General features: G+C 67.1%; 16 protein-coding genes. 6 read left to right on the top strand and 10 right to left on the bottom strand.

Annotated elements, in window-relative coordinates; genetic code table 11:
• Positions 1-67 precede the first annotated feature (67 nt).
• Together FYJ92_RS07500 and FYJ92_RS07495 are read right to left on the bottom strand one after the other, a co-directional pair.
• On the bottom strand, positions 68-1483 hold the full coding sequence (locus FYJ92_RS07500; protein ID WP_185263285.1) for a class I SAM-dependent RNA methyltransferase: 1416 nt from the start codon (positions 1481-1483) through the stop codon (positions 68-70).
• A complete protein-coding gene (locus tag FYJ92_RS07495) occupies positions 1480-3456 on the bottom strand; it encodes an APC family permease (RefSeq protein ID WP_185263284.1) in 1977 nt (658 codons plus the stop codon). Before FYJ92_RS07495 ends, FYJ92_RS07500 begins: the two co-directional genes overlap by 4 nt.
• 118 nt (positions 3457-3574) lie before the next feature.
• On the opposite strand from FYJ92_RS07495, the gene FYJ92_RS07490 reads away from it, so the two are divergent.
• Positions 3575-4246, top strand: coding sequence for a TrkA family potassium uptake protein (locus FYJ92_RS07490; RefSeq protein ID WP_185263283.1), 672 nt, complete (start codon positions 3575-3577; stop codon positions 4244-4246).
• Positions 4246-4995: a TrkA family potassium uptake protein gene (locus FYJ92_RS07485; RefSeq protein WP_185263282.1), complete on the top strand. Its 750-nt coding sequence runs from the start codon at positions 4246-4248 to the stop codon at positions 4993-4995. The genes FYJ92_RS07490 and FYJ92_RS07485 overlap by 1 nt, the downstream gene beginning before the upstream one ends.
• On the opposite strand, the gene FYJ92_RS07480 is transcribed toward FYJ92_RS07485, so the two are convergent.
• From FYJ92_RS07480 to dut, 4 genes are all read right to left on the bottom strand, one after another.
• The gene (locus FYJ92_RS07480) at positions 4962-5714 is read right to left on the bottom strand and encodes a DUF3159 domain-containing protein (protein ID WP_185263281.1); all 753 of its coding nucleotides are present in this window, start codon (positions 5712-5714) and stop codon (positions 4962-4964) included. The two genes, FYJ92_RS07485 and FYJ92_RS07480, sit on opposite strands and share 34 nt — an antisense overlap.
• On the bottom strand, positions 5711-6025 hold the full coding sequence (locus tag FYJ92_RS07475; protein ID WP_185263280.1) for an OB-fold nucleic acid binding domain-containing protein: 315 nt from the start codon (positions 6023-6025) through the stop codon (positions 5711-5713). Before FYJ92_RS07475 ends, FYJ92_RS07480 begins: the two co-directional genes overlap by 4 nt.
• Before the next feature lie 40 nt (positions 6026-6065).
• Positions 6066-6803, bottom strand: coding sequence for a DUF3710 domain-containing protein (locus FYJ92_RS07470; RefSeq protein WP_185263279.1), 738 nt, complete (start codon positions 6801-6803; stop codon positions 6066-6068).
• Between the two features lie 105 nt (positions 6804-6908).
• Entirely contained in the window at positions 6909-7451 is a 543-nt protein-coding gene (gene dut, locus FYJ92_RS07465) for a dUTP diphosphatase (protein ID WP_185263278.1), read from the bottom strand.
• Between the two features lie 113 nt (positions 7452-7564).
• Between dut and FYJ92_RS07460 the strand changes: the two genes are divergently transcribed.
• Positions 7565-8053: a DUF3093 domain-containing protein gene (locus FYJ92_RS07460; RefSeq protein ID WP_185263277.1), complete on the top strand. Its 489-nt coding sequence runs from the start codon at positions 7565-7567 to the stop codon at positions 8051-8053.
• Positions 8054-8291: 238 nt separating this feature from the next.
• Positions 8292-9674, top strand: a complete 1383-nt coding sequence (sepH, locus tag FYJ92_RS07455; protein ID WP_185263276.1) for a septation protein SepH — start codon at positions 8292-8294, stop codon at positions 9672-9674.
• Between the two features lie 4 nt (positions 9675-9678).
• Here sepH and FYJ92_RS07450 read toward each other — a convergent pair whose 3' ends face one another.
• From FYJ92_RS07450 to FYJ92_RS07440, 3 genes are all read right to left on the bottom strand, one after another.
• The gene (locus FYJ92_RS07450) at positions 9679-10845 is read right to left on the bottom strand and encodes an alkaline phosphatase family protein (protein ID WP_255482342.1); all 1167 of its coding nucleotides are present in this window, start codon (positions 10843-10845) and stop codon (positions 9679-9681) included.
• A gap of 77 nt (positions 10846-10922) precedes the next feature.
• On the bottom strand, positions 10923-11669 hold the full coding sequence (locus FYJ92_RS07445) for a DUF5998 family protein (RefSeq protein ID WP_185263274.1): 747 nt from the start codon (positions 11667-11669) through the stop codon (positions 10923-10925).
• 42 nt (positions 11670-11711) lie between these two features.
• Complete coding sequence (locus tag FYJ92_RS07440; RefSeq protein ID WP_185263273.1) at positions 11712-14396, bottom strand: bifunctional GNAT family N-acetyltransferase/acetate--CoA ligase family protein; 2685 nt, start codon at positions 14394-14396, stop codon at positions 11712-11714.
• 112 nt (positions 14397-14508) lie between these two features.
• Here FYJ92_RS07440 and FYJ92_RS07435 point away from each other — a divergent pair, with 112 nt between their 5' ends.
• Entirely contained in the window at positions 14509-17019 is a 2511-nt protein-coding gene (locus FYJ92_RS07435; protein ID WP_185263715.1) for a DNA topoisomerase (ATP-hydrolyzing) subunit A, read from the top strand.
• A gap of 9 nt (positions 17020-17028) precedes the next feature.
• A complete protein-coding gene (locus FYJ92_RS07430) occupies positions 17029-17547 on the top strand; it encodes a DinB family protein (protein WP_185263272.1) in 519 nt (172 codons plus the stop codon).
• A 6-nt stretch (positions 17548-17553) separates the two neighbouring features.
• On the opposite strand, the gene cydD is transcribed toward FYJ92_RS07430, so the two are convergent.
• Entirely contained in the window at positions 17554-21045 is a 3492-nt protein-coding gene (gene cydD, locus FYJ92_RS07425; protein ID WP_185263271.1) for a thiol reductant ABC exporter subunit CydD, read from the bottom strand.
• Positions 21046-21047 lie beyond the last annotated feature (2 nt).

Raw genomic sequence — 21047 nt, 5'->3', positions numbered from 1 at the left:
AAAACTGCAGGAGGTCAGCCGTGAATACGGGGCGCGACGTGGGATTACTACCGCCATCCTAGTAGCATCACGGACCCGGCGTCAGTAACGCCACCGTCTCCACGTGGTGGGTGTGCGGATAGAGATCGAAGGCCCGCAAGCCGGCCAGGGACCACCCTGCCTGCTGGAAGTACCCCACGTCCCGGGCAAACGATGCCGGATCACAGGATACGTAGGCGATAGCGCGGGGGCCGGCAGCGACCAGTTGGCTGACCACGGGCTTCCCGGCGCCGGCCCGGGGAGGATCCAGCAAGATAGCGTCGAAATTCCGCGGCTTTTGGCGGAGGACACGTTCCACGCGTCCGTGTTCGATCTCCACCTGCGGCGCACCGTGAAGGTTCTTCCGGGCGTCCCGGCTGGTTCCCGGTGCACCTTCGACCGAGAGAACGGAGCCGGTCTCCCCCACCGCGTCAGCCAGCGGGGCCGTGAACAGCCCGGCGCCGGCGTAGAGGTCAGCCACTACGGAACCCGGTTCCAGGAATCCACCGGTATGGAGGAATTCTGTGACGGCCCCCACAAGCGTCCCGGGCGCGTCGCGGTGGATCTGCCAGAAACCTGCGCCGGTGACCCGGTAGTCGTGGCCGGCTGCGGTCTCCTGGACCCAGGTCCGGCCCCGAAGCTGCGCAACTTCCCCGGTCAGGGGGTCGAAAGTGGCCACCGAAACGTCATCCGGAAGCTGGGCCGCGATGGCGCTGAGCCGTTTGGGCTTGGTGCCGGGAGCAGGAGCCAGCAGCACCAAGGGGCGTGAACCGTTCGACGGTGCCGCCACCTCCACGCGTTCGATGCCTGTCAGGTCGAGGTCCCATAAGCGCAGCCGGTTGATGCCCTCCGATGCGAGCGGCATCTCCCGGACAGCAATGATGTGGTCGGACCGGTGCGCGTGCATGCCAAGTTTGCCGCCCGGGGTCACCGAGAAGCTGGCGCGCGTCCGCCACCCCAGGCCAATGCCGGCGTCGGACGTTGGCGCCGTCTCCTGGCTGGAATCGGCCCCGCCCGCGTTCACGGCTTCAACTACGTTTCCGAGGTCCAGCCCGTCGGGCAGGCGTTCGACGGCGGCGAGCCGCTGAAGCTGTTCGGCCAGTACCGCCGACTTGAGCGCACGCTGGCGGGTCAGTGAGACGTGGCCGAATTCGGCGCCGCCCACCGGCGGATGCCCGTGGGCCCAGGCGCGGAGGGAGTCCGCCGGTCGCCAGAAGTGCTCCACCCGGTCCGGGGAGGCCTCCAGCACCTCAACAACGTCGGCGCGCCAGAACTTGGCCGACTCCCCCGCGTCTGTGAGGCGGGCGCGTACTTTTTCGCCGGGGATGCCGTGCCGGACAAAGATCACCCTGCCCTCGTGGCGGGCCACGCAATGGCCGCCGTGGGCCACCGGACCGACGTCGAGCACCAGCTCGGTGGGGGCTGCCGTGGCAGCTGCGGAGGGGGTCTGGGTCTGGGGGTTCATCGGATATCCTGCATGTTTTTGGCTTCTTCGGACGATTTGAGCTGCCACGGAACGCTGGCCACCATCACGCCAGGTTCGAAGTGCAGCCGGGTTTTGATGCGCAATGCTGTCTGGTTGTGAACCAGCTGTTCCCACCATTTTCCGACAACGTATTCGGGGATGTAGACCACAATCAGGTCGCGGGGGGAATCACGGCGCATGTTCTTTACGTATTCCATGATGGGTGTAATGGTTTCGCGGTAGGGGCTGGCAAGCACGGTCAGCGGCACGGGGATCTCCAGCTTTTCCCAGTCGGCAACCGTGTGCGCGGTCTCCTCAGCGTTGATGTCCACCGTGATGGCGTCCAGGCGCGATGGCCGCGAGGCCCGTGCGTAAGCCAGGGCGCGCAGCACAGGCTTGCGCACATGGGACACCAACAGTACAGCGTGCACCCTAGTTGGCAGGGCCCGCGGCGAGGAGTCCTCATCCACGGCCAGCTCCTTGGCGACGTTGTCATAGTGCGCCCGGATGCTCCACATGATGAGGAACAGCACCAGCATGGCCAGCAGCGCAATCCACGCCCCTTGCTGGAACTTGGTGATCAGGACGATCACCAGCACGAGGGCCGTCATGCCGAACCCAATGGTGTTGATGGTGCGGGACTTAACCATTCGGCGTCGGGCGGTTTTGTCCTTGGCGAGCTTAAGGTGCCTCCCCCAGTGCCGGATCATGCCCAGCTGGCTGAGGGTGAAGGAGATAAAGACGCCCACGATGTAGAGCTGGATCAGTTTGGTGACGTCGGCGTTGAACGCGAGGATCAGCACCAGCGCTCCGGCGGCCAGGGCAAGGACACCGTTGCTGAACGCCAGGCGGTCCCCTCTGGTCCGCAGCTGGCGCGGCAGGTAACCGTCCTGGGCAAGGATGGAGCCCAGTACCGGGAACCCGTTGAAGGCGGTGTTCGAGGCAAACACCAGGATCACGCCTGTGGCGGCCACCACAATGAAAAAGGGGATGGAGCCAGGCCCGAAGACCGTCTGCGCGATCTGGCTGATGGCCGGGCTCTGGATGTAACCTTCGGGCAGCGGCAGGCCGTCCAGGAGGAACTCCGTGGCCGGGTCCAGCACAATGTGGACCTTGGTGGCGTTGGCGAGGTACATGATGCCCGCCAGCATCGCGGCGCCGATGGAGCCGAGCAGCAGCAAGGTGGTGGCCGCGTTTTTACTCTTGGGCGCCTTGAAGTTGGGTACACCGTTGCTGATGGCCTCGACCCCCGTCAGGGCGGCAGCGCCGGAGGAGAACGCCCGCAGCAGCAGGAAGGCTCCGGCCAGGCCCACCAGCCCTTCGTCGAATCCGGGGGCCGGCACAATCTCGAAGGCCGCTGACGGGGCTTCGCCCAGCTGGCCGGTGGCGGCCTGGAAGACGCCCACCGCCGTCATCCCGAGGATCGTCGCCATAAAAATGTAGGTGGGGACGGCAAAAACACTGCCGGCCTCCTTGATACCGCGGAGGTTGACCAGGGCAAGGATCACGACGCCGATGGTGGCGAACAGGGCTTGTTGCCCGTGAAGGGACGGCACTGCCGTGGTGAGGTAGGTGGCCGCCGAGGACATTGAGACGGCCACCGTCAGGACGTAGTCCACCAGGAGCGCCGAGGCCACAGTCAGCCCGGAAAACTTGCCCAGGTTCTCGTTGGCGATCTCGTAGTCTCCGCCGCCTGAAGGGTAGGCGTGGACGTTCTGCCGGTACGACGCCACCACCGTGAGGAGGACAACCATGACGGCCAGGCCCACCCACGGCGAAAAGGCCACTGCACTGACGCCGGCAAGGGCCAGGGTGAGCAGGATTTCATCGGGCGCGTAGGCCACGGACGACAGCGCGTCCGAGGCGAAGACCGGGAGTGCTATCCGTTTGGGGAGCAGCGTATGGGCGAGCCTGTCATTCCTGAAGGGCCTGCCCACCAGCACCCGTTTCACGGCATTCAATATTGTCAGCACTCCACAAAGCTAGTCTGATTCCCCGCCCATGTCATGACGGCGTCCGGGCGGCTGGAGCCAGCGCCGTGCCGGTAGAGTTCTAGCAGCAGGAACAGGCTACGGAAGTTGAGGAGATACGGTGGCGCATTTCGTGATCATGGGATGTGGCCGGGTAGGGGCCACTCTGGCGCATACGCTGGAGGACGCCGGTCATTCCGTCGCCATCATCGACCAGGACGACCGCGCGTTCCGCCGGCTTCGGCAGGGCTTTACAGGCCGGAAAGTCACTGGGGTGGGCTTCGACCGGGACACGCTCCAGCAGGCCGGAGTGGCCGAGGCTTACGCCTTCGCCGCCGTTTCCAGCGGCGATAACTCCAATATCCTGGCCACCCGCGTGGCGCGCGAAACGTTCCATGTCCCCCACGTTGTGGCCAGGATCTACGACCCCGGCCGCGCCGAAATCTACCAGCGGCTCGGCATCCCCACCGTTGCAGCCGTCCGCTGGAGCGCAGACCAGGTATTGCGCCGCATCCTGCCCGAGCAGCACCTCGCCGGCGATTTCCGCGAACCTTCCGGCCGGCTGGTCCTCGCCGAAGTGGACTTGGACGCCGGCTGGATCGGCCACCGGATCAGCGAGGTCGAAAGGGCTGCCGAAATCCGGGTGGCGTACCTCACCAGGTTCGGCGAGGGCATGCTTCCCGAAACCGGGACTTCCTACCAGGACGGCGACACCGTCCATGCCATGCTGCCGGTGGACCGCAGTTCCCAGGTCGCCCAGATCCTGGCCAAAGCACCTGCCAAGGAGTTGTAGTGAAAGTAGTTATCGTCGGTGCCGGCAGCGTCGGGTCTTCGATCGCCCGGGAACTGCTGGCCCACAAGCACGAAATCCTGCTGATCGACCTCAAACCTGAGGTCATCGGGCGCAGCGGGCTGCGCGGCGCGCACTGGCTGGTGGGCGACGCCTGCGAGCTCAGCACCCTGCAGGGAGCGAAAGTGGAGGATGCCGACGTCGTTGTTTCAGCCACTGGCGATGACAAGGTGAACCTTGTGGTCTCGCTCCTGGCCAAGACCGAATTCGGGGTGGGCCGCACAGTGGGCCGGGTCAACAACCCCAAGAACGACTGGATGTTCAACGACTCGTGGGGCGTCGACGTCGCCGTCAACACCCCCCAGCTGATGACGGCCCTTGTGGAGGAAGCGGTGGAGATCGGCGACCTGGTCCGGCTCCTGACGCTGCAGACCGGCGTCGCTTCACTGGTGGAGTTCACGGTCCCGCACGATTCCCACGTCATTGGCTTGACGGTAGGCGACATCCAGTGGCCCGAGGACGCCACACTGGTGGCAATCCTCCGGGACCACGCGCCCATCACTCCCAGCCGTGACGACGTCATTGATGGCGGGGACGAACTGTTTTTTGTCACCACCATCGCGGCAGAGGACCACTTGCGTGCGCTGCTGTCGACCGAATCAGCAGACGAGCCGGCGGCGGCCTCCCATGAGCCCGAAGGCGTGCAGCCTGCCGGAACTCAGGCGTCGGAGGACGACGGCTTCGACGGCTGATCCGACGTCCGCGCATCGGCGGCGGCCGGTACCGGCCGGGTGACCAGCCATGCGATCCAGACGCCCAGGATATAGAGCGGCGCACCCATGATCAGGCGGGTCGTGGCCAAGGCGGCCAGTCCGTCCGCGCCCATCAGGTACAGGGGAACCTGGACCACCAGCCGAAGTACCAGGACCGCCACGATGATCCACGTGCCCAGGCGGTACGCCTTGAGCCGCGCGGGGTCTTTGCGCCAGTCCAGGCCTTCGGTGCGGATGATCCCGAACAGCAGGCCGGCCACCGGCCACTTGATCGCGATGGAAATCACCATGGCGAGGATGTAAGCGGTGTTGGTGAAGAAGCCCGGGAGGTAGAAATCCTCGGCCTTGCCCGTGGTGTTGGCGAGCCAGGCCGAGATGCCCACCCCCACCACGCCGGCGAGGGCCTGGGTCAGCGGACGCCGCTGGACGAGGCGGACCACCGTAAAGACCGCGGCGGAGGCCAGCGCCGCCACCAGCGACGGCGTCAGGTCCCGGCTGATAGTAAAGGCGATCAGGAAGACCATGCCTGGCACAATGCTCTCGGCGATGCCCTGGATTCCGCCGGCGCTCTTCAGGACATCGATCCGGCCGTCATGCGTGCGGTGCAGGCCGGCCTTGGCTGCATAGCCCTCCGCAAAACCCTGCACTGCGGACGGCTCGGGCTGTTCGGACGGCTCGGGCTGCTGGGGCGAGGTCATTCGTTCTCCTGGCGGGAAAGTATTTCATAGCGTGGATTGAACATGGTGGGCAGGCCGTGGCTTTGGGACAGCATGCCCTCGAGGCGTACTTCCGTTCCGGCGGCGATGCCCGGCACTCTGCGCCGCCCCAGCCAGACCACGCGAAGGCGGCCGCCCTTTCCCTGGGCCCGCTTGGCACCGGTCTCGCGAATGTCGGGGTCCGAGACGATGGCAGTGAAGGCCGCGTTCTGGTCTGCGGGCATGTAGGTGACCGATTCGATGTGCCCCTGGCACACCACCCTCCCCCGTTCGGGCAGTCGGCTGACCGGCATTCCAGCGTCCGGGGATGATTCCAGGCGGTCTTGGCGGGAATCAGCCAATCTGTGTGGTTTCCGGACCACGTTCGGGGCCTTTGAACTCGGGGGCATTGAATTCCGGGGCACCAGGCGCCGGGGTGGCGCTGGCGTCCTTGGGCAGGCGCAGCTGCAGCAGGTCCCGGGGCGGCATGGGGCTGTCGCCCCGGATAACCACAATCTGGCGGAACAGTGACTCAAGCGGTGCCGCAGCCTCGCGCTCCATCGCTGCCGGGCCGCCCAGGACGCCACGCAGGAACCACCGAGGACCGTCGATGCCGATGAAACGCGCCACCCGGTAGCCTTGGCTGCCGTCCGGCGTACCGGCGGGCAGTTTGGCGATCAGTTCAGTTCCGAAGCCACCCTCGACTTCTTCAACCTGACCACCCTGGCTTCCCACGGACTGACCGATCTGTTCGCGGATTTCGTCCCACAGTCCCTCGGTCTTGGGTGCAGCGAACGCCTGCAGCTGAAGGCTGGAGCCGTTCAGGTCCATGGTCACCGCGACCACGCGCTGGGTGGCTTCTTCAACTTCGAGCCGGAGCTGGAGCCCCTCGCTCGGGGCGATCAGCAGTGCACCAAGATCAACGTAGCCGTCACGGCTGGAGACCTCGGAAACATCAAAGGGGCCTTCGTCCCGACGCCCGGCGACCGCCGAAGCCACGTCAGCGGAATCCGTCGATTCCCCTGAGGCCCGGGATTCAGCCGGGTCGGCCGATTGGTCCTTCTTGGATTTCCTGCCGAGCCCAAAAACCATGGGGTTTGTCTCCTTAGTTGTGAAAGTGACTCGCCGGCCCGGAGGTCCCGTCGGAAGTCTTAGCTGCCGCGGGCAACCACCGCTGGTTGCCGCCGTCGGCGGGTGTCAGGCGTTTGGCGGGGTGAAGCCGCCGGTGGATCCGAATCCGCCGGCTCCCCGCACCGATTCACTCAATTCGTTGACGGGGACAAACTGGGCATATTCCACCCGCTGGATCACCATCTGTGCAATTCTATCGCCGCGCCGGAGCTCGATGGCGTTCCTGGAATCGGTGTTGAGGAGAGTCACCGAAATCTCCCCGCGATAACCGGCATCCACGGTGCCCGGCGCGTTAACGATGGTCAGCCCGTGCTTCGTGGCCAGCCCGGAGCGCGGGTGGATCAGGGCAACGAAGCCGTCCGGCAACGCGATGGAAACACCGGTAGCCACCAGCTTCCGCTCTCCGGGCGCCAGGACCAGATCTTCGCGGGCCCGCAGGTCCGCCCCCGCATCGCCCGGGTGGGCATACGACGGTGCCTCCAGCCCGACGTCGAGCATTTTCAGCTGCACCTGCAGCGTCGGGGCCCCGTAGGCTGCGGCCGTATCCGGCGCAGAGCCGGACAGCTCATTGTCAGGAACGGTTTCAACAGTGGCAAATTCGTCAGTCACAGTCACTCACTCTAACGCCCAGCCGCAGTTCCGTCCTAGATTCGATGGGACGCTAGGCCCAGGCAGGGTGAGGCCAAGATGAAATAGCCAGCCAAAGGTGGAAAGCTGGTGGCATGCCCGAATCCAGCTCCACCGCGCCCGTCCCTGACGCCCCCACTGCCGGCACCCCGGCTGTTTTCCGGGAGAGGCTGTGGCCGAACGTCTGGATCTGGGTTATCGCGGCGGGAATCTCCGGCGCCGGGATCCTCGTTTTCGCCCCGATCAGCATGGCTGCGGGCTACACGGCCGCCGGCGTCCTGTTCACGATCATGGCTGTCCTGCTGGTGCTGTCCACCCCAGCCATCGTTGTCACCAGTGACGGGTTGACGGTAGGTCGTGCCACGATCGAGCGCCGCTATGTTGGCGAAGTGGCTGCGTTTCGCGGCAAGGACGCCACGGCCCAGCGGGGGACCCGGCTCAATGGCCTCGCCTACCTGTGCATCCGTGGCTGGATCGACCCGGTGGTTCGGATCGAAATTACTGACCCGTCAGACCGGACCCCCTATTGGCTGACGTCGTCCAAGCGGCCCGAGGAACTCACAGCCGCGCTTTCGCGGAAATAGCAGCCCGGAGGATAGTGGCGCCCAGGTGCCCGGCGCGGGCACAACTTTCGCCGGGCGGGTTCCAATATCCGGACTTCTGCGCGGGTCCGGACGGCCAGTACCCCTGAAACGCGTGCCGCTGGCCGCGAGGGTGTCCGAAAGTGCCGGAATATCGCGGCGCGCCCTCGCTCCTAACCCAAATAGGTGCCGGTGAGTGGCAGAGTTTCGATTGATAGTAATGCCAGGGTGGAGGATTTGTATGCAGGATCTACGGCTTGTAGGCGTACACGACGACGGGGAGCATCTCCTGTTGAGCGGTGCCGGCGGCGAGATGTTCCAGCTGCCGATCGATGAAGCACTGCGGGCGGCCAGCCGGTCTTCGGCGAAGACCGCTTCCGCAACCGCGCCCATTGCCATGTCCCCTCGGGACATCCAGTCACGGATCCGCAGCGGCGCCACCGCTGCGGACGTAGCTGAGCTTTCCGGGCTGCCCCTCGCAAAAGTCGAGCGGTATGAGGGCCCTGTCCTTGCCGAGCGGGAGTATGTAGCGCAGCAGGCGCGGAAGGTGGAAGTCGCCTCGCCCTCCCCCGGCCACGATACCTACCGCTCCGTTTTTGGCGACAACCCGGCGTCCCTCCAGGACATGGTCAACCACCGGCTTTCAGCCCACGGGGTTGAGCCTTCCACCGTGGAATGGGATTCCTGGCGTCGCCAGGACGGCAACTGGACCGTGGTGGCCCGTTTTGAAACCAAAACGGACGGCACCTCCGGCATCGGCGAGGAGCCGCCTGCGCAATGGACGTTCAGTCCGGTGCGCAAGTCGCTGCAGAACGCCAACCGTTGGGCTCAGCAACTCAGTGAGCTGGAGCCGCTGGACGGTCCCGTCCCGGCCCGCCGCCTCACTGCGGTCTCGGACCGGCCGTTTGACTTCGAAACCGATGCTGCAGCTGCGGCCGCCCGCAATTCGACCGGTCCGCAAGCCGTCACGCCGGCCAGGGAATCCGACGGTCTCCTCGATATGCTCCGTTCACGCCGCGGCCAGCGCCTCGGAGTCGACGAAGACGCCGACGACGCCCTGGCCCTGCTCCTGACCCACGGTGTGCCGGCCGCCCATCCGCGCCCTTCGGAGGTGGTCCCGGAACCGGAATCCCGGGACCAGAAATACCGCGAGCCGCAAACACGGGAGGCGGCTCCCACCGAGTCCGGCGTGCCAGACGAAGCCGGGCCCGCTGCCGCAGCAGATCCTCTCACCCGCAAGCGGGACGCCCGGCCATCAATGCTGTCCAGGCTCAGCCTCATCCCGCCGCACCGGGACTCTGACGATGATGACGTCCTGAAACTGCACGACGGCGTCAGCACCGATACGAGGGAAATCACCATCGTGGCGTCCCCGCCCCGTGCCGCAGGACACGGGGCCCCCTCAGAACCAGGGTCGGGGCGTCCTGCGCCGAACGTGGGCCTTGACGAACTGCTGGGCGGCGGAAGCCCACGCCGGGCAGCCTACACGGCCGGCCCCGATGACGCAGGATCCGGCCCGTACCACGAGCATGACGCGGACCAGCCTGAACGGCAGCCCGCGAAACCGAAGCGCTCCACGGTTCCCAGCTGGGACGAGATCGTCTTCGGGACCAAACGGGACTAAGGCCTCAGCGTCGCCGTGGCCTGCCTTCGGCCGCAAAGCACAGCAAAGGTACTTCGCGTTCCGCTTTGGTCAGCGAGCCGTGCTGGCCCACCACTTCCATGGCGGCGGGACGCCCGCGGCGAGTGTCGTAGAGCGCCAGGGCGTCACGCGCGGCAATCATGATGTCGCCAATCCGGGGCCCGACGGCGGGGCGCAGCGTCCCGAACAGTCCGGCGGCGACGGCATCCTCCCGGGTAAAAGCCCAGATCCTATCGCCGAAACGGGCACGCCACGCACGCAACAAGCGCTCCCGGCCTGCGGCATCCGCCGGATCCTCAAGGTACAGGTGGACCATCCGCGGCTCCCCCGCTGTATGCCGCACGCCATCAACAAGCGACGCGTCCGCGGAGAAGTCGATCCGCTGTTGTTCCGGGACGTCGAGCATCCCATGGTCCGCCGTGAGCAGTACTGTGGTCCCGGCCGGAAGCGAGGCGTGCAGCCGTTTGACGGTTGCGTCGAGTTCTTCGAGCTGGTGTTCCCACTGTTCAGACTGGCAGCCGTGCCGGTGGCCTGCCTTATCCAGTTCGTTGACGTAGAAGTACATCAGGGACTTTCCGGCGGTGTCCATGGCTTCAGCGGCGGCAGCCGTGCGGGCGTGGGCAGTCACTCCTGGGACGAAATTCCCGCCGCGGAGGGCCGCCTGGGTCATGGGCGAGTCGCCGAACTGCGGCAGGCTGACGGTGGTCACATTAACTGATTCGGCGGCCCGTTCGAGGACGGTAGGGAACGGCTGCCACTCGGCGGGGTCCACCTTGGCATCCCAGTTGCCGAGCATGTTGACCACCTTGTCCTGGCCCGGGTCCAGGACGTCGTAGCCCACCATTCCGTGCTGGCCGGGCGGGAGACCTGTGCCGAAGCTGGCCAGGGCAGCGGCCGTGGTAGATGGGAACGTGGAGTCCAGCCATACCGGAACTTCCCCCTGACCGGACTGCATAACGGAGCGCAGGAACGGTGTGTGGGCGGACTTCTGTTTCAGCAGGTTCCGGCCCAGGCCGTCGGCCAGGACCACGCAGACGCGAGACGCCGGCGGAAGGCCCAGGGTGTTAGTGAAACCTTCCACTCCGAGGCTTGCGGCTGCACTGGTGAGGACGTCCGCGATGGACCGCTGGCCAAAGGCGGGCGCGGGCGGCATGCTCAGTTGCGCGGAAGCCCCTTGGGAAACCGCTGCGGAAGTGGCTGAGGAGACCGTTGCTTTCCCTTGGTCCGGCATCAGCGCTGCTGATGCCCGCGGCTGAGCCTGTTTCCGAACACACCGGTCCGGGGCCGGGGCTGGAGCGTCTGGCCGGCGAGCGCCACCGGAGCGGTGGAGCCGGTGTTCACGGCCCGCAGGGCGCGGGCGAAGAGTTTGGCGTCCTGGACGGCTTGTGCACCGTCGGCTTCAGCGCTGATCCGCAGGACGATGTCCTCCTGGGCAATGGTGCCGCTGTAACCGTGGTCTGCCTCGCATTGCGGGTCTCCGCAGCTCGCGGGCCCCATGTCCAGCCGCTGCCCGCCGGACCAGGCGATGGCGAGGGTGACTTCCCGGACCGGATCCGAGGGCTTGTAGTCCTGCGGCTGGGAGTACATGTAGCTCAGGACCACGGAACGGATCTGCGCGACGGGCACGGATTCGGTGGAAATCTGGGCCACGATCTGTTCGCCGGCGTCGTCGAGCTGCTGGTCGTCCACGTGGGTGATCACCAGCATGTCTGCGGTCAGGACCAGCACCGTGATGTGGCGGCGGACCTCGGCCCGGTCAAAGTGGGTTTCCAGGTGGACCAGGTGGGCCACGCATTCGCGGCCGTCCAGGGCGTCGTCAACGACGTCGGACACCAGTCGGGGGTAGAAACCGGCCTTCTGGAGCGCACCGTCCAGGCTCTGTCCCTGGGGCGTATGGCTGTGTGAGCTGTGCGGGCGGGTTGCCTGGTTGTCACTGCCGGAGGTGGAAGGCGTCGACGGGGAAGGCTGTGAGCTCATTCCCCCATTTTCACAGATCGGCCGGGGACATGCTAACCGCGGTCAGCCAAGCATGGCCCGGCGGGCACTGTCAGTGCGCTGGGCCGCGTTGCCGATCCGGATATCTGCGGCCAGGATGGACACGCCCTGAGTCCCGCAGAGAACCGGGTTGAATTCCACCAGCGCGATCTCCGGATGGTTGTCCTTCATCCAGGCCAGCCGCCCGGCGACCTCCTCCAAAGCGGCAATATCCACGGCGGGAAGACCCTGGTAGCCGAAGAGTTTGCGGGCGGCCCGGGGTCCGCGGATGAAGTCCTTCACGTCCCCGGCGGACAGCGGAGGCACGCGGTGCGCCCAGTCATCCAGCAGATTGACGGCGTCCCCGGCCAGCCCGAAGGAGACCACCGGCCCCAACAGTGGATCCTCAATGGCCCGGAACGTGCACGCCTGCCCCACGGGAGCCATGGACTGCACCTCCAGTGCCCGGGAACCGTAAGGTGCCAGCGAGCGCCGCATCTGCACGATGTTGCGGCGCAGGGAATCCGGATCCTCGATATCGAGGCGGACTCCCCCCAGGTCGAGGCGGTGGCGAAGTGCCGGGTCCGTGGTTTTCAGCGCGACCGGCCAGCCCAGCCTTCCGGCGGCAGCTATGGCCTCATCTTCTGAGTCGAACCCGGCGGATGGCAGCACCGCAATGCCGTAGTGCGCCAGCAGCTCTGCCGCTGACGCCGGTTCCAGGGTCTTGAGTTGCTCCTCATGGACATCGTGCAGAAGCTGATCCAGCAGGATCCGTGCGCCTTCCGGATCGCAGCCTTCGGGCTGAACAAAGTGACCAGGGTCCCGTGCCACCCATTCCGCGTAGCGCACCACGGCCGCGAGCGCAGCCACAGCCGCACCGGCGTTCGAGAAGCACGGCACTGTCTGCTGTTCGGCCCCCACCATGCCCTCCACATAGATGGAGGGGTCAAGGATACCGGTGAAGGCAGCGACGACCGGTTTCCCGGCGGCGGCCGAGCATTCGGCCAGGACCTCGGCGATGTGGTCCACCGTCAGGCCGCGCACCGGCAACAGCGCGGCCACCACGGCATGGACGGCGTCGGACGCGAGGGTGTCCTGGAGGCTGCGGCGGAGGGCCGGCAGTGCCAGGGACATGCCGGCGTCGAGATCCACGTCGGTGACGATGCCATTCACGGTCAGGCCGTGCGCTTCGGCGCTGTCCGCCACCACTTTGCCCAGCGCCAGGGAATTGCTGAAGATGGCCAGTCCGGGCCCCGCCGGGAGCGGCTGCCCGGACACTATCTGGGTGATGTCCATCAGCTGTTCGATGGTCTCTACCCGGATGACGCCGGCCTGGCGCATCATGGCGTCCAGTGCACCGGCGGGCGCCTGGGTGGTACGGACGGCGTGGCCAGGCGGCAGCCGCAGGCCCATGGTTTCCGACTTGGCCACCACCACGGGCTTGCTGCGGGCAAGCCGCCGGGCGATCCGGGAGAATTTGCGGGGGTTCCCGATCGACTCCAGGTAGAGGCCCACCGCGGTGGTGTCGGCGTCGTCCTCCCAGAACTGCATCATGTCGTTACCTGAGACGTCCGCGCGGTTGCCGGCCGACAGGACCGTGGAAACGCCCAGCCGGCGGCGGCGTGACGCCGCGTAGAGCGAAACACCGATCGCCGCTGACTGGCTGAACAGGCCCAGGCCACCGCGGCTCGGCAGTGAGGGCGCCATGGAGGCGTTCAGCCTCACGTCGGGATGGGTGTTAACGATCCCCAGGGATGCGGGCCCGATCACCCGCATGCCGTTGGCCCTGGCCTTGCGCACGAGGTTTCGCTGGCTGGCGAGGCCGCGTTCGCCGTCGTCCTCGAAGCCCGCTGAGGCGATCACCAGACCCTTGACCCCCGCCGCGGCGCACTGATCGACGACCGTGGCCACTTCCTCATACGGAACGGCGATCACTGCGAGCCCCACCGGCTCCGGAACCTCGGAAATCCTGCCGAAGGACAACATTCCGGCGAGCTCCAGCGCCTCCGGGTTGATGGCGTAGACCTGCCCGAAGTAGCCGCCTTCGATGATGTGTTCCAGCAGCTGGTACCCCACGGTCCCCCATTTGCGGCTCGCCCCGATGACGGCAATGGACGACGGCGCCAGCAGGTCCCGGACGCTTCTCGCCTCGGCGCGGTGCTCGCGTGATTCCATCACTGCACGGGACTTTTCGGTGGGGTCGATGTTGAACTCCAGGCTGACCACGCCGTCGTCGAAATGGCGTTTGACGTCGTAGCCGGCATCGGCGAACACCATCAGCATTTTGCGGTTTTCCGGCAGCACCTCGGCGCTGAAGCGACGGATCCCGTTTTCGTGGGCCGCCGTGGCAAGGTGTTCGAGCAGGATTGAGCCGATACCCCGGCCCTGGTGGGCGTCGGCGATGTTGAACGCGACTTCGGCTTCGAGGGGGTCATTCAGCCTGTCGTAGCGGCCGATTCCCAGGATTTCGCCGCCGAACGTAATCACCAGCGCAACCCGATCCTTGTAGTCCACTTCGGTGAAGCGCTTGAGCTCCTTGCCGGACAGCCGGGCCTTGAACGCGAAAAAGCGCATGTAGATTGAGTTCTGCGACTGCCCGGTATGGAAAGCCTGGACTGCGTCCGCATCGCTGGGGTGGATGGGCCTCAGATGGGCGGTGCCACCGTCACGGAGTACGACATCAGCTTCCCAATGTTCCGGATATTCGCCGTCCCCGGGCTGATCCACCATAGGCTTAGCCTAACCACAAACTGACGGCGCAGGCCGTGTGCCCGGAGATCATCCTCCACACCTGCACCCAGACCACAGCATGACCAGTCACGCAGAAGGATCCACCAGCCCCATGGCCCGCCGCCAAAGCCCAGCCCCTGCCGGGGACGCTCCCCAGGATTTCGTCGAGAACATCGTGGACATTGATGTAACGTCCGAGATGGAAGGCTCCTTCCTGGAGTACGCGTATTCGGTGATCTACTCCAGGGCCCTGCCTGATGCCCGGGACGGGCTCAAGCCGGTCCAGCGCCGGATCCTGTACATGATGAGCGAGATGGGCCTGCGTCCGGACCGCGGCCACGTCAAGAGCGCGCGCGTGGTGGGCGAGGTCATGGGCAAGCTCCACCCCCACGGCGATACCGCCATCTATGACGCCATGGTCCGGATGGCCCAGGACTTCTCGCTGCGCCTGCCGCTGATTGACGGCCACGGAAACTTCGGCTCCCTCGACGACGGTCCCGCGGCACCCCGGTACACGGAGGCCAGGCTCGCGGCGGCGGCCCTGACGCTCACCGACCACCTCGACGAAGACGTAGTGGACTTTGTCCCCAACTACGACAACCAGCTGACCCAGCCGGACGTCCTGCCGGCCGCGTTCCCCAACCTGCTGGTCAACGGCGCCACGGGCATCGCGGTCGGGATGGCCACCAACATGGCCCCACACAACCTCGTTGAGGTCATCTCCGCGGCGCGGCACCTGATCGCCCACCCGGACGCGACCCTCGATGACCTGATGCGCTTTGTGCCCGGACCGGACCTGCCAACGGGCGGCCGGATCGTGGGCCTGGACGGAATCCGGGACGCCTACGCCACCGGACGCGGTTCCTTCAAGACCCGGGCAAAGGTGGAGATCGAGCAGCTCTCGGCCCGGCGCACCGGCCTGGTGGTCACCGAGCTGCCGTACATGGTAGGCCCCGAAAAGGTGATCGAGAAGATCAAGGACGCGGTCAACAGCAAAAAGCTGACCGGGATAAGTGACATCGTCGACCTGACGGACCGCCAGCATGGCCTGCGCCTGGTCATCGAGCTGAAGAACGGGTTCAACCCGAACGCCGTCCTCCAACAGCTCTACCGCTACTCGCCGATGGAGGATTCCTTCGGCATCAACAACGTGACCCTGGTGGATGGCCAGCCGCAGACCCTCGGCCTGGTGAAGCTGCTCTCCGTCTACGTGGAGCACCGGATCGATGTGGTGCGCCGGCGGACGGCCTTCCGGCTGGGCAAGAAGAAGGACCGCCTCCACCTGGTGGAGGGCCTGCTGATCGCCATCGTGGACATCGATGAGGTCATCCAGATCATCCGTTCTTCGGATGAGGTGGCGGCCGCCAGGGTCCGCCTGATGTCCATCTACGATCTTTCCGAAATCCAGGCCAACTACATCCTGGAACTGCGGCTGCGGCAGCTGACCAAGTACTCCCGGATCGAGCTTGAAAAGGAACAGGAGGAGCTGCGCCGCGAGATCGCGGAGCTCGAAGCCATCCTCGGCTCCGAGGAGCGGTTGCGCGGACTTGTGTCCTCCGAGCTCGGCGAAATCGCCGAAAAATACGGTACGCCGCGGCGCACCGTCCTGCTCGAATCCGAGGCCGTCTCCCCCACCGTGGCCGCAGCCCTGGCGGCCACCCCCAACGCCAAGGGCAAGGCCGCGCCGCTGGCCCTGGAAATCTCGGACGATCCCTGCTGGGCCATCCTGACGGCGTCGGGACAGATCGCGCGGACGTCCAACCAGGAGCCCCTCGCCGAGTCCGGGCCGCGTGCCAAGCACGACGTTTTCCGTTCCGTGGTCAAGACCTCGGCCCGTGGGGAAATAGCCGCGGTCACCTCACAAGGCAGGATGCTTCGGCTTCAGGTCATGGACATGCCGGTACTGCCACCCATGTCCGGGCTGCCCAACCTCGCCGGCGGTGTCCCGGCCAAGGACTTCATCACACTGCTGAAGGGTGAAACGCTGGTGGCGTTCGCCCCGCTGGATGAAGTGCTGGCCATCGGCACCGCCCAGGGCGTGGTCAAGCGGGTCCAGCCCGATTACCCCCTGAACCGCGAGGACTGGGAAGTCATTGCGCTCAAGGACAAGGATGAAGTGGTGGGTGTGGCGCCGGCCGGGTCTGAGGAGACCGATCTGGTGTTCCTGACCCGTGAGGCGCAATTGCTCCGTTTCAGCGCCGCCAACGTCCGGGCCCAGGGCAGGACGGCCGGCGGCATGGTGGGCATCAAGCTGGCCGCCGGGGACCAGGTGCTGTTCTTCGGGGCTGTCACCGCCGCCGACGACGCCGCCGTGGTGGTCACCATTGCCGGCACCAACGGCGCCCTGCCGGGCACCGCGCCGGGGGCGGCGAAGGTCACGTCCTTCGCCGAATACCCTGCCAAGGGCCGTGCCACAGCAGGCGTCCGCGCGCACAGATTCCTCAAAGGCGAAGACACGCTGCTGCTGGCGTGGGCCGGGCACGGACCTGCGAAGGCCTCATCGCTGGCCGGCATAGCCAGGTCGCTGCCGCAGGAGCACGGCCGGCGTGACGGTTCCGGGATTCCGCTGTCCCAGGCAGTGGACGCAGTGGGTCCGGCCATGGCGTGGAGCGATCCGTCCTAGACTGCTGCCATGCCTATCATTCCTGATGAAAAGGACTGGACCTGGGTCCTGTCCCGGCCATGCCCCGAGTGCTCCTTCGACGCTTCCACCGTCACGCCGGCCACGGTGCCGGGCAGCGTGGAAAACATGCTGCCACGCTGGCGGGCTGTCCTCCGCAGGCCTGAGGTGGCCGAACGCCCGGATGACAGGACGTGGTCGGCCCTCGAATACGCCTGCCACGTCCGTGACGTCTTTACGCTGTTTGACCAGCGGCTGAACCTCATGCTTGACGCCGACGGCGCCCAATTTGAGAACTGGGACCAGGACCTCACTGCCGTCGAAGCGGACTACGCCAACGCCGATCCCGCCGTGGTCAGTGCAGAACTGACGGCGGAGGGTGAACAGATCGCGGAGTCCTTCGCCGGCGTCCGGGAGGCGGAGTGGGGGCGGCGCGGCCTGCGCAGCAACGGTTCCGAATTTACCGTCCTGACGCTGGCCCAGTATTTCCTGCACGACGTCGTCCATCACCTCCACGATGTGGACGGCTGAGGGGACTCAACCCACCAGCGAAGCAGCCATGCCCGCCCGGGACGCTGCCGGGAGCTCCAGCCGGGCGTCAGCCAACTGGATGTCGGCCGGATTGTGGGTGACCATGACCACCGTGCGGTCCTTCAGGCCAGCGCGGAGATCTGCCAGCATTTCCCGTCCCGCCTGCGCGTCCAGATGAGCCGTGGGCTCGTCGAGCAGGATGACCTCTGCCCCCGTCAGCAGGGTCCGCGCCACAGCCAGGCGTTGCCGCTCTCCGCCGCTGAGGAAGGAACCGCCCGGCCCGATCCGGGTGTCAAGCCCGGCCGGCAGCCGCGAGAGCATGGCGCTGAGGCCGACGGCGGTCAGTGCCGCTTCCAGCTCGGCGTCACCGGCCGCAGGCGTACCGTCGGCAGGCGTACCATGGCCGTGAGCAGCGGAAGCGCCCGTCACCGCGTCCGCGGCTGGGACGCCCAGCATGAGGTTGCCCCGCAGCGTCGAATCGAACAGATGCGCCTCCTGCGGGCACCAGGCCGCCGTCCCGGTCACCGCTGCGCGGCCGGTAGCGGCCGGCAGGAATCCCAGCAGGACAGCGAGCAACGTGGATTTCCCCGCGCCGGACGGTCCGGTGACCGCCAGCCAGGTGCCGGGTCCGGCAGTTGCTGAGATCCCGGAGAACACAGGTTCCCCGCAGGGCCACGCCGCCCCGACGTTTTCCAGTTCAACCCCCGCGGCTGCGCCGGAACGGGCGGGGACAACGTGCAGGCCGTCGCCGTCCCCGGTTTCGGTGGCGCCGCCATCCAGCACGCCGGACTCACCGACCCGGCGCATAACGCTGCGAAGCGCCGGGTACTGGCGCACCGCCGTCGTCATCGCCGCGTACGGTTCCACCAACGCCAGCTGCAGCAGAACCACAACCGCGGCAGTGGCGGGCTCCATGGTGCCGGCCAGCACCTGGGGTGCAGCCAGCACGGCAGCAGCCAAAGCGGCACTTCCGCAGGCGGCGACCGTAATGGCTTGGCCGAGGCCTTCGGCCCAGGCGGAACGCTGCGATGCCCGGGTGGCCAATCGGTCCTCGGAGCGCAGCGCGTCCAGGACGGTTGCAGCAATGCCGTTCGCGTGCAGCTCCGCCCGGGCATCCAGCGCAGCAGACGTGCGCCGCAGGACGCCTGCCCGCAGGCTTTGTTCCGCTGTGGCCGAGCGGCGGCCTCCCCACAGGGCGGCGGCCGGCGCCACGAACAGGCTGACAGCTGCTGCCAAGGCAACGGCCAGCAGCGCGGCAGGCGCCACCAGGACGGTTGCCACCAGCGCTGAACCGGCGACGGCAAGCGCCGTGACGGGCGGCAGGACAACCCGCGGCAGCAGGTCCCGGACGGTGTCGACGTCGTCAATCACCGTGCCCAGGACGTTGCCGCCCTGCAGGAGCCGCCGAAGCGAGAGTGCCCTGCGGCTCAGTGATTCCCAGAGCCTGCCGCGCAGCCGGGTGAGGGCGCCGAAGACGGCGTCGTGGAGCAGGAGCCGTTCCCAGTAGCGGAGGACTGCGCGTCCGATACCGAAGAACCGCACGCCGACGATGGCGGTGAGCAGGTACAGGATGGGTGGCTGTTCGCTCGCCCTGATGATGAGCCAGCCGGACAGGCCGGACAGGGCCACGGCGAAAATGGCGGCAAAGGTGCCCACCACGGCGGCACCGGCGAACCGGCCGGACACCGGGGACAGCAGGCCGGACAGAAGGCGGGGAGTCCCGCCGGGCCGGGGATCCCCGGCGGCAGGGTTCTGTGTCCCCGCCAGGTGACGCCCGACAGTTTCCAGGACATGCTCCTGCGCCGCGGTTGTCCCGGTGGGCCGGGTCCCGGCCAACACCACGGCTCCGCCGGAGGGAACGGTGATGCCGTGGGCCGATACAGGCACCAGATGGTCAGCCAGCTCGCGGGTCTGTTGGTCGTGGGCCACCAGAATGACGGTGACCTGGCCCCGGAGCGCACGGATCGAGTCCTGCACCAGCGCCGCCGACACCCCGTCAAGGTGTGCAGTGGGCTCGTCGAGCAGCAGAACGGTGGCACCGGACCTGATGCGGGCCAGGCCACGAGCCAACGCAACGCGCCGCAGCTCGCCCGGGCTCAGTTCGGCCGGATGGTGGCCGGCGAGGTGCCCGGCCGCCGCCGCCACCAGGCAATCCCTTGCCGCCTCGGCTGCCGCCGGAGTATCGGGTCCCATTCCGCCACCGAGATACAGCATGACCTCCCCGAGCACGGAGTCAGACACCATCACCGGATGCTGCGGAACCCAGGCGACGGCGTCGCGCTGCAGGCCGGCGAGGCGGCCGGACACTGTGGTTCCGCCGCCGTCCCCGACGGTCCCGGCCAGCACGCCAAGGACAGTGCTTTTGCCGGCGCCGCTGGGGCCGTCCAGGGCGGTGATGCGCCCGTGCGGGGCGGTGAAGGTTAAGGGCCCGACGGCGGGAGCGGAGCGTCCGGAGTAGGTGACGGTGAGGCCGGTGACTCTCACTCCCCCGGACCCGGGCACGGAACCCCGGCAGCCGCCGTCGGACGCGGCAGCTTCGTGTCCCGGCGCGGGCAGCGGGCGCGGCTCGGGTGCTTCAGTGACCTTCCTGGTCTCGGCCAGGGCGGCCCGGCCGTCATCGCTGGCGTGGTGGGCCGTGCCCAGCTCCCGGAGCGGCAGGTAGCAGTCCGGGGCGAGGATCAATGCCAGCAGGCCGGCTTCGAGCGGCATCTCGCCGTGCACCAGGCGGACGCCGATGAACACGGCGACCACTGCGACGGAAATCGTGGCGATGAGTTCGAGCGCCAGTGCGGACAGGAACGCGGTGCGCAGTGTCCCCATGGTCCTGGCGCGGTATTCCTCCGAGATCTCCTCAAGGGCTCTGCGCTGGGCGGCGGCACGGCCCAGTCCCACCAGGACCGGCAGGCCCTTGGCGAGCTCAAGCATGTGGCCGGACAGCCGGGTCAGGCTTTCCTGGGCCGCACGGACATGGTCCTCGGTGTACCGGCCAATCAGCACCATAAACAGCGGGACGAGCGGAACTGTCAGGACAATCACCACCGCGCTGACCCAATCGGCGAACAGGATGCGCGCCCCGAGCAGCAGCGGGATCGCGGCGCAGTTCACGAGGGCGGGCAGGAACTGCGTGTAGTAGCTGTCCAGCGCATCCAGTCCGCGCGTGGCCAGCACGGCCAGCCCGCCGTCGGCCGGGCCGGTGCTGCGTGCACCGTTCCGCAGGGCCCGGGCCAGCAGTTCGGCGCGGAGCTCCTCCTTGATGCCCAGCGCGGCGCGGCGCGCAGCCATGCCCTGGGCCCACACGGTGGCGGACCTCAGGACAACGCCCGCCAGGCCCCAGGGCAACTGCTCGGGCCAGGTCCCGTTCCCGGTGGCCAGGCCGGCCAGCATGGCAGCCACGGCCTGCCCCATCAGAACCAGCGACAGCGCCTTCAGCGCTGCCAGCAGGCCAAGCCAGTAAATTGCGGAACGGGTAGCCGGTCCGGCCGGAACATCCGGGCGCACGG

This window comes from Pseudarthrobacter sp. NBSH8 (assembly GCF_014217545.1).
In the GTDB taxonomy this organism is placed as follows: domain Bacteria; phylum Actinomycetota; class Actinomycetes; order Actinomycetales; family Micrococcaceae; genus Arthrobacter.
Note: the sequence above shows the minus strand (reverse complement) of the source record. Positions and strands in the feature narration are given on the sequence as shown.

Bases quoted from the DNA above. Each gene is read 5' to 3' on its own strand.
- FYJ92_RS07440 (WP_185263273.1), bottom strand. From the start codon at position 14,396: ATGGTGGATCAGCCCGGGGACGGCGAATATCCGGAACATTGGGAAGCT.
- FYJ92_RS07430 (WP_185263272.1), top strand. From the start codon at position 17,029: ATGCCTATCATTCCTGATGAAAAGGACTGGACCTGGGTCCTGTCCCGG.
- FYJ92_RS07500 (WP_185263285.1), bottom strand. From the start codon at position 1,483: ATGAACCCCCAGACCCAGACCCCCTCCGCAGCTGCCACGGCAGCCCCC.
- sepH (WP_185263276.1), top strand. From the start codon at position 8,292: ATGCAGGATCTACGGCTTGTAGGCGTACACGACGACGGGGAGCATCTC.
- FYJ92_RS07450 (WP_255482342.1), bottom strand. From the start codon at position 10,845: ATGCCGCCCGCGCCCGCCTTTGGCCAGCGGTCCATCGCGGACGTCCTC.
- FYJ92_RS07435 (WP_185263715.1), top strand. From the start codon at position 14,509: ATGGCCCGCCGCCAAAGCCCAGCCCCTGCCGGGGACGCTCCCCAGGAT.
- FYJ92_RS07470 (WP_185263279.1), bottom strand. From the start codon at position 6,803: ATGGTTTTTGGGCTCGGCAGGAAATCCAAGAAGGACCAATCGGCCGAC.
- FYJ92_RS07460 (WP_185263277.1), top strand. From the start codon at position 7,565: ATGCCCGAATCCAGCTCCACCGCGCCCGTCCCTGACGCCCCCACTGCC.
- FYJ92_RS07480 (WP_185263281.1), bottom strand. From the start codon at position 5,714: ATGACCTCGCCCCAGCAGCCCGAGCCGTCCGAACAGCCCGAGCCGTCC.
- FYJ92_RS07475 (WP_185263280.1), bottom strand. From the start codon at position 6,025: ATGCCGGTCAGCCGACTGCCCGAACGGGGGAGGGTGGTGTGCCAGGGG.
- FYJ92_RS07445 (WP_185263274.1), bottom strand. From the start codon at position 11,669: ATGAGCTCACAGCCTTCCCCGTCGACGCCTTCCACCTCCGGCAGTGAC.